This is a genomic window from Pseudomonas sp. 22085, from assembly GCF_052045815.1.
GTDB lineage: Bacteria > Pseudomonadota > Gammaproteobacteria > Pseudomonadales > Pseudomonadaceae > Aquipseudomonas > Aquipseudomonas glycinae.
This window is the reverse complement of record NZ_JBQEQA010000008.1, coordinates 43775-59331: the sequence shown is the minus strand read 5'-3', so window position 1 is coordinate 59331 and position 15557 is coordinate 43775. Positions and strand designations below refer to the sequence as shown.

At 60.1% G+C, this 15557-nt stretch carries 20 protein-coding genes; 8 read left to right on the top strand and 12 right to left on the bottom strand.

Annotated elements, in window-relative coordinates:
- Positions 1-22: 22 nt before the first annotated feature.
- A complete protein-coding gene (gene cysZ, locus ACTJK7_RS11785) occupies positions 23-775 on the bottom strand; it encodes a sulfate transporter CysZ (protein WP_011332493.1) in 753 nt (250 codons plus the stop codon).
- Between the two features lie 310 nt (positions 776-1085).
- Here cysZ and trxB point away from each other — a divergent pair, with 310 nt between their 5' ends.
- Entirely contained in the window at positions 1086-2048 is a 963-nt protein-coding gene (gene trxB / locus ACTJK7_RS11780) for a thioredoxin-disulfide reductase (RefSeq protein WP_039769336.1), read from the top strand.
- 188 nt (positions 2049-2236) lie between these two features.
- On the opposite strand, the gene ACTJK7_RS11775 is transcribed toward trxB, so the two are convergent.
- The 6 genes from ACTJK7_RS11775 to ACTJK7_RS11750 form a co-directional block, all read right to left on the bottom strand.
- Positions 2237-2575, bottom strand: coding sequence for a HopJ type III effector protein (locus tag ACTJK7_RS11775; protein WP_011332495.1), 339 nt, complete (start codon positions 2573-2575; stop codon positions 2237-2239).
- Positions 2568-2864, bottom strand: a complete 297-nt coding sequence (locus tag ACTJK7_RS11770) for a DUF1244 domain-containing protein (RefSeq protein WP_064382510.1) — start codon at positions 2862-2864, stop codon at positions 2568-2570. Before ACTJK7_RS11770 ends, ACTJK7_RS11775 begins: the two co-directional genes overlap by 8 nt.
- Positions 2865-2932: 68 nt before the next feature.
- On the bottom strand, positions 2933-3304 hold the full coding sequence (folX, locus tag ACTJK7_RS11765; RefSeq protein WP_007957207.1) for a dihydroneopterin triphosphate 2'-epimerase: 372 nt from the start codon (positions 3302-3304) through the stop codon (positions 2933-2935).
- On the bottom strand, positions 3305-3865 hold the full coding sequence (folE, locus tag ACTJK7_RS11760; protein WP_108559626.1) for a GTP cyclohydrolase I FolE: 561 nt from the start codon (positions 3863-3865) through the stop codon (positions 3305-3307). It lies immediately after the preceding gene.
- 22 nt (positions 3866-3887) lie between these two features.
- Entirely contained in the window at positions 3888-4598 is a 711-nt protein-coding gene (gene folM / locus ACTJK7_RS11755; protein WP_064382508.1) for a dihydromonapterin reductase, read from the bottom strand.
- Positions 4599-4654: 56 nt separating this feature from the next.
- Positions 4655-5224 carry an antibiotic biosynthesis monooxygenase gene (locus ACTJK7_RS11750; RefSeq protein ID WP_011332499.1) on the bottom strand — a complete coding sequence of 190 codons (570 nt, stop codon included), beginning with the start codon at positions 5222-5224 and terminating at the stop codon, positions 4655-4657.
- Positions 5225-5435: 211 nt separating this feature from the next.
- Here ACTJK7_RS11750 and ACTJK7_RS11745 point away from each other — a divergent pair, with 211 nt between their 5' ends.
- Entirely contained in the window at positions 5436-6395 is a 960-nt protein-coding gene (locus ACTJK7_RS11745; RefSeq protein ID WP_064382507.1) for a MerR family transcriptional regulator, read from the top strand.
- Between the two features lie 3 nt (positions 6396-6398).
- Here the strand turns inward: ACTJK7_RS11745 and ACTJK7_RS11740 are convergent, their stop codons facing one another.
- Both ACTJK7_RS11740 and ACTJK7_RS11735 read right to left on the bottom strand, forming a co-directional pair.
- On the bottom strand, positions 6399-7004 hold the full coding sequence (locus ACTJK7_RS11740) for a hypothetical protein (protein ID WP_039769347.1): 606 nt from the start codon (positions 7002-7004) through the stop codon (positions 6399-6401).
- A 54-nt stretch (positions 7005-7058) separates the two neighbouring features.
- Complete coding sequence (locus ACTJK7_RS11735; RefSeq protein ID WP_064382506.1) at positions 7059-7535, bottom strand: PAS domain-containing protein; 477 nt, start codon at positions 7533-7535, stop codon at positions 7059-7061.
- 153 nt (positions 7536-7688) lie between these two features.
- On the opposite strand from ACTJK7_RS11735, the gene ACTJK7_RS11730 reads away from it, so the two are divergent.
- On the top strand, positions 7689-8144 hold the full coding sequence (locus tag ACTJK7_RS11730; RefSeq protein ID WP_108559628.1) for a flavodoxin: 456 nt from the start codon (positions 7689-7691) through the stop codon (positions 8142-8144).
- Here the strand turns inward: ACTJK7_RS11730 and ACTJK7_RS11725 are convergent.
- On the bottom strand, positions 8134-9021 hold the full coding sequence (locus ACTJK7_RS11725) for a LysR family transcriptional regulator (protein ID WP_085654634.1): 888 nt from the start codon (positions 9019-9021) through the stop codon (positions 8134-8136). The genes ACTJK7_RS11730 and ACTJK7_RS11725 overlap by 11 nt on opposite strands.
- A 95-nt stretch (positions 9022-9116) precedes the next feature.
- Between ACTJK7_RS11725 and ACTJK7_RS11720 the strand changes: the two genes are divergently transcribed.
- From ACTJK7_RS11720 to ACTJK7_RS11700, 5 genes are all read left to right on the top strand, one after another.
- Entirely contained in the window at positions 9117-9503 is a 387-nt protein-coding gene (locus ACTJK7_RS11720) for a CidA/LrgA family protein (RefSeq protein WP_085654636.1), read from the top strand.
- Positions 9493-10179 (top strand): LrgB family protein, encoded by a 687-nt coding sequence (locus tag ACTJK7_RS11715; RefSeq protein ID WP_007957226.1) that lies wholly within the window; start codon positions 9493-9495, stop codon positions 10177-10179. Before ACTJK7_RS11720 ends, ACTJK7_RS11715 begins: the two co-directional genes overlap by 11 nt.
- Positions 10180-10311: 132 nt before the next feature.
- Positions 10312-11094, top strand: a complete 783-nt coding sequence (locus ACTJK7_RS11710) for a class II aldolase/adducin family protein (RefSeq protein ID WP_039769359.1) — start codon at positions 10312-10314, stop codon at positions 11092-11094.
- Positions 11094-11996 (top strand): alpha/beta fold hydrolase, encoded by a 903-nt coding sequence (locus tag ACTJK7_RS11705; protein ID WP_064382502.1) that lies wholly within the window; start codon positions 11094-11096, stop codon positions 11994-11996. The genes ACTJK7_RS11710 and ACTJK7_RS11705 overlap by 1 nt, the downstream gene beginning before the upstream one ends.
- A gap of 152 nt (positions 11997-12148) precedes the next feature.
- Complete coding sequence (locus ACTJK7_RS11700) at positions 12149-13060, top strand: SDR family oxidoreductase (RefSeq protein ID WP_440780370.1); 912 nt, start codon at positions 12149-12151, stop codon at positions 13058-13060.
- 44 nt (positions 13061-13104) lie between these two features.
- Here the strand turns inward: ACTJK7_RS11700 and ACTJK7_RS11695 are convergent, their stop codons facing one another.
- Both ACTJK7_RS11695 and ACTJK7_RS11690 read right to left on the bottom strand, forming a co-directional pair.
- Positions 13105-13365, bottom strand: a complete 261-nt coding sequence (locus tag ACTJK7_RS11695; RefSeq protein ID WP_440780368.1) for a hypothetical protein — start codon at positions 13363-13365, stop codon at positions 13105-13107.
- Positions 13362-15542 carry an S-type pyocin domain-containing protein gene (locus ACTJK7_RS11690; RefSeq protein WP_440780367.1) on the bottom strand — a complete coding sequence of 727 codons (2181 nt, stop codon included), beginning with the start codon at positions 15540-15542 and terminating at the stop codon, positions 13362-13364. Before ACTJK7_RS11690 ends, ACTJK7_RS11695 begins: the two co-directional genes overlap by 4 nt.
- Positions 15543-15557: the final 15 nt, after the last annotated feature.

Genomic DNA, 15557 nt, shown 5'->3' with positions numbered 1-15557 from the left:
ATGATGGATTTGTGACGCGACTTCAGCGTTGCGTCACCAGATTCTCGGCCCCGCGCTCACGCACCCAGAACAGTGTCGCGCCAGCCACCGCGGCCGGCATCATCAGGATGTTCACCACCGGAATCAGCAATACCAGATAGACGATCCCGCCGAAGCTCATGCTCTGCCAGCGCTTCTGGCGCAGCCAGGCGAGCATTTCGTTCCAGCCCAGCTTGTGGTTGTCCGCCGGGTAGTCGATGTACTGGATCGCCATCATCCAGACGCCGAAAAGTAACCACAGTGGCGCGGCGACGATGTTCACCACCGGGATGAACGAGAGGATGAACAGGCCGATCGCCCGGGGCAGGAAATAACCGAGCTTGCGCATTTCCCGGGCCAGGGTGCGCGGGATCATGGCGATCAGTTCGCCCCAGCTGAAGGCCGGGAAGTCGTCGGTGCCGCGCACTACGACTTCGACTTTTTCCGCGAGGAAACCGTTGAACGGTGCGGCGATCACGTTGGCCAGCATGGTGAAGGTGAAGAACACCATCAATGCCACCAATACCACGAACAGTGGCCACAGGATGTAACTGAGAAAGCTCAGCCATTCGGGCAGCGACGGCATCAGCGTGTCGACCCACAGGCTGAACTGGTGGCCGGCCAGATAGATCAATCCGACGAACAGCACCAGGTTGATGGCCAGCGGCAGCAGCACGAACAGGCGCAGGCCCGGGCTCAAGACCAGTTTGAGGCCTTCGCGCAGGTATTGCGGGCCGGACAGAACAGGGGCGGGCATAAGGTGCTCCGAGCAAGGGAAAACGCGCCGACCTTACCGACTTTGCAGAACCTGTGAAAGCGCGGCGGCGGGATCGACATTCACTGTAACAAAGACGTCCATCTCGTCAGTGTGTCGGCATAGAGACCACCTATGAGCTGGATTGTTAAACCGTATTTCCTTAATCTTGCCCCCCTCGATACGCTGCACCCAACTTTTTACAGGACTGTCGAGCTCACGCCTTCCCCAAGGTTATCCACAGTCCTTTTTTATTCCCGCCGGCAGTCCGGCGTCCGGCCAGGTGACTTGGCCGGTCAACAGGAGCAGGTTCATGTCTGAAGTCCGTCATTCGCGAGTGATCATCCTCGGTTCCGGCCCTGCCGGTTACAGCGCTGCCGTCTACGCTGCCCGCGCCAACCTCAAGCCGCTGCTGATCACCGGCATGCAGGCCGGCGGTCAACTGACCACCACCACCGAAGTCGACAACTGGCCGGGCGACGTCCATGGTCTGACCGGCCCGGTGCTGATGGAGCGCATGCGCGAGCACGCCGAGCGTTTTGAAACCGAGATCGTCTTCGATCACATCAACGCCGTGGACTTTGCTTCCAAGCCATACAGCCTGACCGGCGACAGCGGCACCTACACCTGCGACGCGCTGATCATCGCCACCGGCGCCAGCGCTCGTTACCTGGGCCTGCCGTCGGAAGAAGCGTTCATGGGCAAAGGCGTTTCGGCCTGCGCGACCTGCGACGGTTTCTTCTATCGCAACAAGCCGGTGGCCGTGGTCGGTGGCGGCAACACTGCTGTCGAAGAAGCCCTGTACCTGGCCAACATCGCCAGCAAGGTCACCCTGATCCACCGTCGCGAAACCTTCCGCGCCGAGAAGATCCTGATCGACAAGCTCAACGCCCGCGTGGCCGAAGGCAAGATCGAGCTGAAGCTGAACGCGACCCTGGACGAAGTGCTGGGTGACAACATGGGCGTGACCGGTGCGCGTCTGAAGAACAACGATGGCAGCTTCGACGAAATCAAGGTCGACGGCGTGTTCATCGCGATCGGCCACACTCCGAACACCTCGCTGTTCGAAGGTCAGCTGGAATTGAAAGACGGCTACTTGGTCGTTCAGGGCGGCCGTGAAGGTAACGCCACTGCGACCAGCGTCGAAGGCATCTTCGCTGCCGGTGACGTGGCCGACCACGTTTACCGTCAGGCCATCACCTCGGCCGGCGCCGGCTGCATGGCGGCACTGGACACCGAGCGTTACCTGGACGGTCTGCAGAACGCTTCGTTCTAAGATCGCAGAAACGAAAAAACCGGCCAATTGGCCGGTTTTTTCATGCCCGTTATTCACAGCCACCACGACGGTGATCGTTCCCACGCTCTGCGTGGGAATGCCTCATCTGGACGCTCTGCGTCCTTGGGACGCAGAGCGTCCCCGGCTGCATTCCCACGCGGAGCGTGGGAACGATCTGACGCGAAGAATTAGCGGCGGGTCAGCGGTTGCGCTTCGAATTTCACGCCCGCCAGACCGTGCTGGATCAGCGCACGGATATTGCCGTGATCGCTGCCTTCAGGCGTTGCCACGACCGAACGGTAGTGCTCGCCGAACGCCAGCAGCGCTTCTTCATCGCTCAAGCCTTCCAGCAACGCCAGACCCAGAGTCTTGCACGAACCTTCGTTCTGCCCGGCGGCGTTTTCCACGCCGCCGTTGTTGAACGCCTGCGGCTGGTAGTCGTAACCGGCGGCGATGAAGGACAGGGTGTCGGCAAAAACGTGTTCGCCGCTCTTGAGGCTGGCGCGCAGGGTGTTCAGATCACTCATGGGGTTTTCCTTTGGCGAACGCCGCTTGCTGTTCGGCGCTGGCTTCTTGCTGATATTGGGCTTTCCACTCGGCGTACGGCATGCCGTAAACCACTTCACGGGCATCGTCGAGGCTGACCTCGATCCGGCGCTCGTCGGCCTCGGCCTTGTACCACTTGGACAGGCAGTTGCGGCAGAACCCGGCAAGGTTCATCAGGTCGATGTTCTGCACGTCCTTGCGGCTGTCCAGGTGGGCAACCAGTCGGCGGAAGGCGGCGGCTTCGAGTTCGAGGCGTTGTTGCTCGGTCATGATGGGCTCTGTGCAGTCAAATCGTGGCGCGGATGATAAAAGTCTGACGCCCGGAGCGCCAGACACGTTCAGCGGCTGGCGGCGAGCGTGATCGACACCGATTCGGCAAAACGCAAGGCATGCGGCTTGTCGACTTCGACTTCGGCGTACAGCACCGATTCGTTGGCCATTACCAGATCCAGCAGCTCCTGGGTCAGGCGTTCGAGCAGGGCAAAACGGTTGCCCTCCACGTGGGCGATGATCGCCTTGGTGATGGTGCGGTAGTTCAGCGCGTGGTCGATGTCGTTGTCACGCACCGCTTCCTGTGCGGCGTACAGGATGGTCAGGTTGATCAGCACATCCTGCTTGTTGAGGATTTCGTCCTCGTTGATCCCGATAAAGGTGCGCAGGCGCAGATCCTTGACCCGGATGCGCGCCATTCCCGGTTGAAGTTGTGGCATTTACTTGCTCCGTCCAATCAATTGCAGGAACTCCTGACGGGTGTTGCTCGACTCGCGGAAGGCGCCGAGCATGACCGAGGTGTTCATGGTCGAATTCTGTTTCTCGACACCGCGCATCATCATGCACATGTGCCGGGCTTCGATGACCACCGCGACACCGGCAGCATCGGTGACTTGCCGGACCGCCTCGGCGATCTGGCGGGTGAGGTTTTCCTGGATCTGCAGGCGGCGGGCGAACATGTCCACCAGCCGCGCGATCTTCGACAGCCCCAGCACCTTGCCCGTCGGAATATAAGCCACATGGGCCTTGCCGATGAAGGGCAGCAGGTGATGTTCGCACAACGAATAGAGCTCGATGTCGGCGACGATGATCATCTCGTCGCTGTCGGAAGCAAACAGCGCGCCATTGACGATCTCGTCGACGCTCTGTTCGTAGCCGCGACACAGATACTGCATGGCCTTGGCCGCCCGCACCGGCGTGTCGAGCAGCCCTTCGCGGTCAGGGTTTTCACCGAGACCGATCAGGATCTCGCGGTAATTCTCGGGCAGGGAACGGGTCATGGAGCATCCTCGCAGGGGCGTATTACTTGACGTGCCGCCCGCCGTTGACGGTCAGGGTCGTGCCGGTGACATACGGGTTGTCGAGCAGATAACGCACGCTCTGATAAATCACTTCGCTGCCGGGTTCGATGCCCAGCGCGGACTTGGCCAGCGCCTTGGCACGGTACGCCGCGTCGTCGTCGGGATTGAACAATAGCAGGGCCGGCGCAATGCCGTTGACCTTGATTGACGGCGCGTAGCGCGCAGCGAAGGACAACGTGAGACTGTCGAGCCCGGCCTTGCTGGCGCAATAGCCGATGTGTTTGCTGCTGCCCTTGCGGGTGACGTCATCGCTGATGTGGATGATGTCAGCAGGGCTCGAACGTTGCAGCAGTTCCGCGCAATGCAGGTTGATCAGGTACGGCGCCAGCATGTGGATGTTGAACATCCGGCTGAAGGCTTCGGCTTCGCCGTCACCGGTTTCCGCCAGCCACTCCGAGGCGTTGTGCACGATCGCGCGCAGGCTGTCGGTGTGTGACTTCAGCTCGGTGATGAAGGCGAGGATCGAAGCTTCGCTGGAAAAGTCCGCGTGCAACCCTAGGGCGCCCAGATCCCGCAAGGTCTTCACGCCCGGCCGTTCGCTGCGGTAAGTGAAGATCACCCGATGACCATCTTCCAGCAGACGCTGCGCACAATGCAGGCCGACCCGCTGGCCGGCGCCGGTGATGAGGATGGGAGCTGTGGGAGAAGTCATGTACGGCTCGCGTCGAAGTCAGAGCAAAAACTATAACAGCGACGCGAGCGGCAGCTTCAGCGATTTTGCGTGGAGGGTGCGGCAGGCAGCGGGCGTGCAGGCGCCGGGTTGAGCCAGCCGGCCAGCAGGCGGGTCGACAGCGGAATGAAGAAGTAGACCATCAACGGGGTCAGGCACAGCGTGCTGATGAAGACTCTCGGCAACAGGCTCATTTCAGCGAGCAGCGGGCCCAGCACGAAATTGAACAGCAGCGACACCGGGAAGAACGCGAGCCAGATCGCCACGGCCTGTTTCCAGCGCGGCGGGCGATGCCCGGCGGCTCCGAACCAGCCTTCGATCCCGCTGACCCGATGTTCGGTCGGGTGGGCGAACAGATCGCTGCCGCGGGCCAACCAGGCAGTGCGCGATGCCGAATGTTCCCAGGCGTGCAGGGTCTGTTCGTCGACGAAGCGGAAAATGATCTGGAATTCATCGTCGCCGGGAGGCGGAGCCAGTACGCCGGAGCCGAGATAACCGGGGAAGTCGGTGGCCAGTTGTTCGCCTTCTCGCAACCAGGCGATCAGATCCTGATAACGGCCATTGGCGACACGACGCGCGACCATCAGCGTGACGGGGGAAGTAGACATTGTGTATCTCCGTATTGCATGTGCGTCGCTCCGGGTAAGAACTTCGCCTGACGCAGCGCCGGGGTAGAGGGCTGCGTTTTTTGACAAGCAAGGATTATTCCTTATTTCCGTGACGAACCCGAGACTTTCGTTCCATTTGATCGCTTGAACCTTCATGGGGCATCAGGAGTAGAATGGATCCAACTTTGCCAACAAGGACGTGTCCGCACCAATGCCTGTGATCACAGACGTTCGCCCTGCTTCGCAGGAATCTGTTGCGCTGGAGCGCGAGGATCTTTTCCCTATACGTGAAGTGGCGCGCCTGACCGGGGTGAACCCGGTGACGTTGCGCGCATGGGAGCGGCGATACGGATTGATCCAGCCAACGCGCACCGAGAGTGGGCATCGCCTGTATTCGATGACCGATATCGAGCGTGTTCGCAGCATCGTCGACTGGATCGACCGGGGTGTTGCCGTGAGCAAGGTGGGCAAGATCCTGGCCAAGACCGAGCCGATGAAGGTGCTGGCTCATCTGATTCCCGATGACCTGGTGCATGCGGACTATATCCAGTGGCAGGAGCAGGTTCAGCAGGCGGTCAGCTCTTTCGACGATCAGTTGCTTGATCGGGTCTACGGTCAGATTTTCTCTTCCTATGCTTTGCCCGTGGTGTTTCAGGACATCCTGATGCCGCTGTGGCTGCAAATGCTGCAGCGTCAGGATGCATTCGGGCAAACCAGTGAGTGGTTGTTCTTCGATGGTTTTCTGAGAGCCAAGGTGCTGCAGCGCATTGTCGTGCTGCGTGGCTCGCAGCCGCGCAAGGTGATTGTCAGCGCGCTGGCCGGTCAATGTCGCGAGCTCGAATTGCTGGTGGCGGCGCTGTTCCTCAGTGGCAATGACGCGGGCGTTCGTGTGCTCACGACCGGTCAGCCGTTCGATGAGCTGACGCTGGTGTGCGAAAAGATCAAACCTCAAGCCCTGGTGCTGTTTTCCAATCACGCACCGACTGCCGAACTTCCACGGCGGCTGAACCGGTTGGCGCTGAGTCTGGATTGTCAGTTGCTGCTGGCGGGCGATGCGGCCGATCTGGCCCAGGACAGCCTGGCGGGATCATCGGTCGGCTGTCTGGGCAATGAAGGTTCGACCATGCGCCAGCGCATGAATCAGTTTCTGGCGGGGACGCTGGATACCTGAGTATCAGGTGTGCAGGGCAGGGTGGGTCAGACGATGCTGTTGCAGAATGAACTGGCGCAGACGCTCGGTTTCGTCGGCATCGCTCTGGCTCAGCTCGTAAGCGTAAAAGCCGCTTTCGGTTTCCCGCTCGAACGTCCCGCGCAGGGCGATCCGCTCGTAGCCCGAGGGGCTGAACCACAAGGCAAAATGCTTCGGCGGTTTGGTCTTGTTGCGCACTTCCAAGAGCACACCCTTGTGCGAAACCTCGTGCACCCACAGCGTACCTGGCTGGCCCTTGGCATTTTCCAGTGCCACTGGCTCTTCCAGGGTCAGGCGCCATGGACGCACCATCGGCCCGTCTTCATAGATGCTCGGTACACCCAGGCGCAGGTGCAGGGCGTGAAATTCGTCTTCCACCAGATGCAGCGGGAACGTCATCTGCTGATTTTCGAAGTTGGCCTGGATGGTGACTTGCTCATGGGCCGCCAGACGCGTGAGCAGGTCACGGATCTGCGAACCACCATTGACCAGCAGGCTCGACGTCGCATCCCGCACATTGAGTTGCGGGTTGTGTTGCATGGTCTGGATGAAATCCAGCTCATCCTGAGTGAGGAGGGCGTCGCGCTGCATGGTTAACTCGAAATGAATAATTACAAAGTCATTGGTGATTGTAGTTACTGACACTTAGTTCGCAGTTTTGTTTGCGCCGTTCGTCGCTTTCAAGGCTGCAAGTTCTGCTTCCAGTGCCGCCACCTGGGCTTCCAGTTGCGCAACCCGCTGCTGAGCCTTGACCTGAACGGTGACGTCCTTTTGCACGCCGACGAAGTAGGTCTGCCCGTCGTCCACATTTTTAACCGTTGAAAGAGACAGCTCGTTCCAGAACGGCGTGCCGTCCTTGCGGTAGTTACGCAGAATTTCCCGGCACGAGCCGTTGTTGCGCAGAGCATTGCGGATCAGGGCCAGGTTCTCCTGATCGCGATCGCCCGACTGCAGGAAACGGCAATCCTGATAAAGGATTTCTTCGCTGGTGTAGCCGGTCAGGCGTTCGAAGGCCGGGTTCACGTAAATCAGGATGTTGTCGTCCTTACCCTCCCGTTCGGCCACCACGATTCCATCGTTCGACGCGTTGATCACCATTTGCATGAGACTGGCATTGATCATCTGTGAATCCTTTCAAGGTTATCGACCGCAGGCATTCTAGAAGATCGCCCGGCGCTGTCTACTGGCCATCAGCGCTTATCGAGAGCCAATCGCAACATGACGTCGCCGGCTGTTACTATCGGCGCTCTTTTTTTCAGTTTCAGGATCAGATTGATGAAAGTCGCCATCCTCTCCGGCTCGGTGTACGGCACGGCCGAAGAAGTCGCTCGCCACGCTCAGAGCCTGTTGAACGCCGCCGGTTTTGAAACCTTCTACAACTCGCGCGCCAGCCTTGCCGATCTCCAGGCTTTTGGCCCTGAAGCCTTGCTTGGCGTGACCTCGACTACCGGCATGGGTGAGCTTCCGGATAACCTGCAACCTTTGTATTCGGCCATTCGCAATCAGTTACCGGCGGCCTGGCGGGGCTTGCCCGGCGCGGTAATCGCCTTGGGTGACGCCAGTTACGGCGACACTTTCTGCGGCGGCGGCGAGCAACTGCGCGAGTTGTTCGGCGAACTGGGCGTACGCGAGGTGCAGGACATGCTGCGCATCGACGCCAGCGAAAGCGTCACCCCGGAATCCGACGCCGAGCCTTGGCTGCAACAGTTGATCGCCACGCTCAAGGGCTGATCCCGCGTTCACGCAGCAGCGCCAGCCAGGCCTGCGCAGCCTTCGACAGATAGGCGCCCCGGCGCCAGATGAAAGCGATGTCCCAGCGCAGGTAGTCCGGCGCGTTCAAGGTCAGGCGCACCACGCCTGGCCGCACCAGACCGCGCGCCACCACGCTGGGCAGCAACACCACGCCTTGCCCGGCGGCGACCAGCGCCGCGAGAAAATCCGCCTGACCACTGCGCCCGCCTTCTTTCGGCGTGAAGCCCATTTGCTGGCACGCCTGAAGCAAACGATCGTTGAGCACGAAACTGCGCTGATACAAAAGGAACGGCGTATCGGCCAGTTCCTCCAGACCGATTTCGCCTTTTGTCGCCAGCGGGTGATCCACCGGAAGCAGCGCATCCAGCGGTTCATCACAGAACGGCTGGAAGTCGAACTGCGGATCTTTCGGCAGCAGGCTGCCACCCAACTCCAACTCCCCGCTGAGCACGGCCTGTTCGATATTACGGCTGCCACCTTCAAGCAATTGCACATTGATGTTCGGGTAACGCCGACGGTACTCGGCGAACAAACCGGCAAACAATGCATCGCTGCCCAGCAAGGGCAGCCCGAGACGTAACTCGCCCCGTGCCAGTTGGCTGAGGTCATCCAGTTCGCTGAGCAATTCATTGCGCAAGCGCAGCATTCCTTCGGCCCGATGCAACACCACACTGCCGGCGGCGGTCAGGCGAATCTGCGAGCCGAGCCGTTCGAGAAGCGGGGTGCCGAGACTCTGTTCGAGCTGGGCGATCTGCTTGCTCACGGCGGACTGACTGATGTGCAGGGTCTTCGCGGCTTGGGTGAAGCCGCCTTGATGAATGACTTCGACAAAGCTTTTGAGCTGTTTGAATTCCATGGCCCGATTCCAGATTGGAATGGATTTGAGTCTAACAATTCGCTTCGGAGATGGCAGGTAGCTTCGTAAAATAGGCACCCGAAAGGAGCCCACCGATGAAAGCCTCGACCGTTAAATACCTCTCTCGCCTGCTGGCCGAACTGGCCGTGCTGCTCGCTTTTTACCTGCTCGGCTGCCAGATCGCAGCGTGGCTGGCCTGGCCGATTCCCGGCGGCGTGATCGGCATGGCGCTATTGCTGCTGGGCTTTGCGTTCGGCTGGATCAAACCGGCGGCGCTGCAAATGGGCGCCGGCCTGTTGATGGCCGAGATGCTGCTGTTCTTCATTCCGGCACTGATGAGCCTTCTGGATTACGGCACATTGCTGCGTGATGACGGCTGGCGGATCTTGTTGGTGATCGCGGCCAGCACATTGATGGTGATGCTGGTGACCGCGTTCACTGTAGAACTGGCCGTGCGCCTGAGGCGGTCCCATGAAGCTTGAGCTGATGCCGATGTTCTGGCTGGCGTTCACGTTGCTGGCCTACCTGTTCAGTCGCTGGCTGTATCGCCGGACCGGGCGTTACGTGCTGTCGCCACTGATTCTGGTCCCCGCGTTGCTGCTGGCGCTTGCCGTGCCGCTGCACACCGCTTACGCCGAATATTCGAGCAACACCCATTGGCTGATGCTGGTACTGGGCCCGGTCACCGTGGCGTTTGCGGTGCCGATCTGGCAACAGCGGCGTTTGCTGGTGCGGCATTGGTCAGCGTTGCTGTTGGGCATGCTGGCCGGCAGTGCGGCGTCGATCGCCACCTCGTTCGGCCTCGCGAAAGCGCTGGCGCTGGACAGTTCGGTGACGCTGTCGCTGGTGCCGCGCTCGATCACCACGCCGTTCGCCATGCCGCTGGCGCAAGACCTGGGTGGCGTGCCTGAGCTGACAGCGGTGTTCGTGATGTTCACCGGTGTGTTCGGCGCGATGCTCGGTGGTGTGCTGCTCAAGTGGCTGCCGTTGCGCAGCGCCCTGGCGCGCGGTGCATTGTTCGGCGTCGGTGCGCACGGTGCCGGGGTCAGCCGGGCCCATGAAGTGGGAGGCGAAGAAGGTTCGGTGGCGGGGTTGGTGATGGTGCTGACGGGGTTGCTCAATCTGTTCGCCGCGCCTTTGTTGGCGTCGTTGCTTTGACGTGGATCCAAGCGGTTTGCGTCGCTGACTCGCTCAGTCATCAAGCTGGCTGCCAATGCAACTACGCGATCATCCGGGGCTGACTAGACTGCTGACATACGCAAAAACAATAAGAACGCAGAGGTGCATACAGTGAGCGTAGCCCCCGTCCCTTCATCCGTGAATGTCAAAGACCAGGTCAGTGCCGCGGAATGGCAGACCCGGGTCGATCTGGCCGCCTGTTATCGTCTGGTCGCGCTGCATGGCTGGGACGATCTGATCTTCACCCACATTTCCGCCAAGGTGCCCGGCACCGAAGATTTCCTGATCAACCCGTTCGGCCTGATGTTCCATGAGATCACCGCGTCCAGTCTGGTGAAGGTCGACCAGGCCGGCAACAAACTCATGGACAGCCCCTACGAGATCAATCCCGCCGGCTACACGATCCACAGCGCCGTGCACGAAGTGCGGCACGACGTAGCCTGCGTGCTGCACACCCACACCGCTTCGGGTGTCGCGGTGTCGGCGCAGAAGCAGGGCGTGTTGCCGATCAGTCAGCAATCGCTGTTCGTACTGTCGAGCCTGGCCTTTCACGCCTATGAAGGGGTGGCCCTCAACCATGAAGAGAAAGCGCGGTTGCAGGCGGACCTGGGTGACAACAATTTCCTGATGCTGCACAACCACGGTCTGCTGACCTGTGGCGGCACCATCGCCGACACGTTTCTGATGATGTTCACCTTCCAGCGTGCCTGCGACATTCAGGTCATGGCGCAGACCGGCGGGGCCGAACTGATCGCCATCGAACCGCAGATTCTGGCAGGGGCCAAGGCAATGATTGCCGGCGTCACCAAAAGTGCTCAAGGCATGGGAGGCGCGCTGGCCTGGCCGGCGCTGCTGCGCAAACTCGATAAACAAGACCCGGGGTACAGACTCTAATGCCTCTCGCCGAGATCCCTCTGAGTGTCTGGCGCAAGCGCAGCCAGACGTTTGTCTTCCGTGGTCAGCCGATCCGCTACTGGACGGCCGGGCAGGGCGATCCGCTGCTGCTGATCCACGGCTTTCCGACGGCCAGCTGGGACTGGCATTACCTGTGGCAGCCGCTGTCCCAGCGCTACCGGGTGATTGCCTGCGACATGCTCGGCTTTGGCGACTCGGCCAAACCGCTGAATCACACCTACAGCCTGCTGGAGCAGGCCGATCTGCAACAGGCCTTGCTGGCGCATCTGCAGGTCGAACAACCGGTGCACATTCTGGCCCACGACTACGGCGACAGTGTTGCCCAGGAACTGCTGGCCCGGCATTACGAAGATCGGATCGAGGTCGCCAGTTGCGTATTCCTCAACGGTGGTCTGTTCCCGGAAACCCATCGGCCGCTGCTGGCGCAAAAGCTGCTGCTAAGCCCTTTGGGCTGGATGATCGGCCGGGCATTCACCCGCGATGCGCTGGTGAAGAGTTTCCAGCAGATTTTCGGCCCGGACACCCGGCCCAGTGAAAGCGAGATGGATGATTTCTGGAGCCTGATCGAATGCAATCGCGGGCAACGGGTCATGCACAAGCTGATTCACTACATTCCCGAACGACGGGTTCAGCGTGATCGCTGGGTCGCGGCAATGCAGCGTGGCGAGGTGCCGTTGCGGGTGATCGATGGCGAAGTCGATCCGATTTCCGGGGCGCACATGGTTGAACGGTATCGCGAGCTGATCCCTGACGCCGACACGGTGCAGTTGCCTGGCATCGGTCACTACCCGCAAATAGAAGCGCCGGTGCAGGTGCTCAGGCACTACCTCGAATTTCGCGATCACTTCGTGCTGCCTCCGCGCAAGGTAGCGTGTTCCTGAGTTCGTGCCGAACGCGCTTGGCGCCTCGGCACGTTTTCATCATCCTTCAGCCTTATCGCGCACCATTCAGCCCCAGCCGTGTTCGTTGTGACCGCACGCTCTGTGCCTGACACTCAGGGACACTGTCCCTCAGGTCTGCTGGAGTTGCCCCGATGAATGAGTCTGTGCGTTTCGAAGATAAAATCGTGATCGTCACCGGAGCCGGTGGTGGCCTGGGACGCGCTCACGCTTTGCTGTTCGCCAAACAGGGCGCCAAAGTGCTGGTCAACGACCTCGGCGGCTCGACTCAGGGCGAAGGCGCCAACGCTTCGGCCGCCGACCGCGTGGTGGCGGAAATCCGCGAGGCCGGCGGCATCGCCGAAGCCAACCACGATTCGGTTACCGACGGCGACAAACTGGTACAGAACGCCCTCGACGTGTTCGGTCGCGTCGATGTCGTGGTCAACAACGCCGGGATCCTGCGCGACAAGACCTTCCATAAAATGGAAGACGCCGACTGGGATCTGGTCTATCGCGTCCACGTCGAAGGCGCCTATAAAGTGACCCGCGCCGCCTGGCCCCATCTGCGCGAGCAGAACTACGGCAGGGTGATCTTCACCGCCTCGACCTCGGGCATCTACGGCAATTTCGGCCAGTCCAACTACGGCATGGCCAAACTCGGTCTCTACGGCCTGACCCGCACCCTGGCCATCGAAGGTCGCAAGAACAACATCCTGGTCAACGCCATCGCCCCCACCGGCGGCACCCGCATGACCGAAGGCCTGATTCCGCCGCAAGTGTTCGAACAACTCAAGCCTGAACTCGTCAGCCCGCTGGTGGTGTACCTGGCCAGTGAACAGTGCCAGGAAACCTCGGGCCTGTTCGAAGTCGGCGGCGGCTGGATGGGCAAGGTGCGCTGGGAGCGCAGCCTGGGCGCCGGCTTCGATCCACGCGTCGGGTTTTCCCCGGAAGACGTCGCGGCGCACTGGCAGCAGATCTGTGATTTCGAAGGTGCGGCGCATCCGAAGGACAACATCGAGGCGCTGAAGGAAATGATGGGGAATCTGCAGAAGTATTCGTTGTAACCCGAAGTGGCCACCAGGTGAGAGCCTGGTGGCCGATTTGCCGATCAGGTGTATCTGTTTTCGATCATGAATTTTGGTGGGGACCAGTTCGGGCCTTTGATCGCCAGGCCGTGCTCTCCGAGAGCAAGTACCCCGGCGTCGAAGAGGCGGGAGTAGGCGTTTTCGAGTGCGCCATACTCTTTGAGGATGTCACGGTTATAGAGTCTGATCATCCTGTCCAGATGTGCATTTTCTTTGATCAACGCGAACACTGCAACGATGTCATCAAGAGACTCGTTTTTTACGATTTGTTCGACAGTATTCATTTCCACATCTCCTTCAACAACTTTTGGTATTCGAGTTCCACTTGTTCTGCGTCGGCGGCCAGCGCTTCAGGTGTGTACAGCAGCGAAGCATCGTCTTTGAGTTTGAAGTCTTCCAGCGTTGCTGTGTGAACATTGTTCCACACAGGAGAGTTCGGATCAGGTCGTTCGTTATCCCCATATCCCAAGGCTCTGAATCTTTCTAGCTCTCTCAACTCATGAGTGTAGAAGCGCTTGTCTGTATCCGTTATCTCAAGCTCTCCGCTGATGATTTTTTCCAGGCGATCAATCATTACCTTATTGGCGGCCGATTCAGGAAATCTTGAGATGTGTAGTCGCACAGTGCTTGCTCCTTTTAATGTTGCAGTTACAGGGGACCACTCCAAGTCAAGAATTGGTCCACCGGTTTCCTCGGGGTTAAACGCGCGGCCACTGTGCTCGCCACCTTCAACGCCTCCCTCATAGGGACTGCTGAACACCACAAGCAACGGCGGCAATCCGGACTCAATCGGAAAGACCGTGATAAACCCGCCAAACCCATACCGATCCAGCTCGGGAAACGGATCGATTCGTCCCTCGTCTGGAACAACTTCAGCACCGTCGTAGACCGGTGGATCGTTATCGGCCAGCGGCAGGTTGGTCGAGGTATCTTGTGGTTGTACCAACGGCGTCCAGGTCAGCGTGGGACCGCTGGTGTCGCTGGCGGTGGAAACGTAGACGTTTTTACTGGCGTCGAAGCGAGCGGCTCTCACGGGAACATGGGCGGGGACTGTCACTCCGTCCGTCGTGACTACGACGAATTCGACTTTGTCCCCCATCGTCGACGAGCCCAGCCTGACCGGCAGATCGACTGTTCCACCGACGGCCGCCAAGTGTTGAAGATCTGCGTTCAGATCCGGTGCGAGGTCCGACAAGGGAACGCTGGCCGAATACAGGTCGCTGTTCCCCAGTCTTGAAGGGGCGAGCAACGCCGCGAACCCGACGATCAGCGGTGCGGCAGCGGTGGAGATAGCGGTCAGCGCAAGGGACACCGCGGTTTGAAGCGATGTCCTGAGCGCCAGAGTCGTGGCCAGGTTGTTGCCAAAAACGCCGAGCGGGCCGGTAAAGGTGGGACCCAAAGCGGCCATTGAACCCGCATTGGCAAAGAACGGAGGTTGTCCGGTTTTGGCGTTTTCGGCTTGCCGTTGCGCCTGCTCCCTGGCGATCTTGCGTGCTTTTTTGCGCTGTCTTTTTTGTGCTTTTCGCAACGCCTTCTGCTGTTTTTCCTGACGGGTTTTTTCAGCCAGCTGGAGGCGCTCTTCATTTCGGCGCTGGATATCGGCTTGCGCTTGCTGGCGTGCCTGCTCGGCAGCAATCTGCTGCGCGGCGGCTTGGGCGGCGATTTGTGCCTGTTCAGCTGCCAGCCGTTGCGCTTCAGCCAGCGCAGCCAGGCGCGCCTGCTCACGGGCTTGGATTTCCTGCTGCTCTTTTTGCCGACGCGCAGTTTCTGCCAGTGCTGCGAGTCGTGCCTGTTCATTGATGCGCGCCAGTTCGGCAGCGGCCCTTTGCGCCTCCTGTTGCGCAGCGATGCGTGCCTGATCGCTGGCCTGCACCGAGGCCAGCCAATTGAGCACATTCCCATGCTGCTGGTTGAGCATCTGGATCGATTGCGCAAGCAGCCTCGCGTCGTGGGCGGCTCTGTACGAAGCCGTCCAGGCCTGCATGGCCAGTCCGCCGGGCATGACTCGCGCTTCCATCGTCGAAGCTTTCCGGTAGAAATCAAGCAGGCTTCGATTGAACGGGTCACCGCCATAAAACAGGTTGGCCAACGCCGTTTTCTGATGCAGCTCGGCGGACTTCCTGAGTATCAGAGTATTGCGAACGCCCAGCTCCCGAATGATTGCTTCGGCCGGTGGCAACGGGTGGGTGGAGCCTTCAAGTCGGGTGGCGGCCAATTCATGTTCGAGGGTCTGAGCCAGCTGGCTGGCGCGGGATTGATATTCCTGGGCGTAGGATCTTTTGGTGGCGTCGATCGTGTTCGAGTTGATGATGACGATGTTTTGCGGGCCGAAATCGTGCGGGCCAAACATGCCACTGGGCGGAAGGGTGGCACCGGTCGCCGAGGCAACCGGGATGTGCAACGGCGCGACGGCTGTCGTGTGGACGGCTTCGGTCAACTCCCATGTCGGGGGCTTTTGCATATTCATATCCTTTTG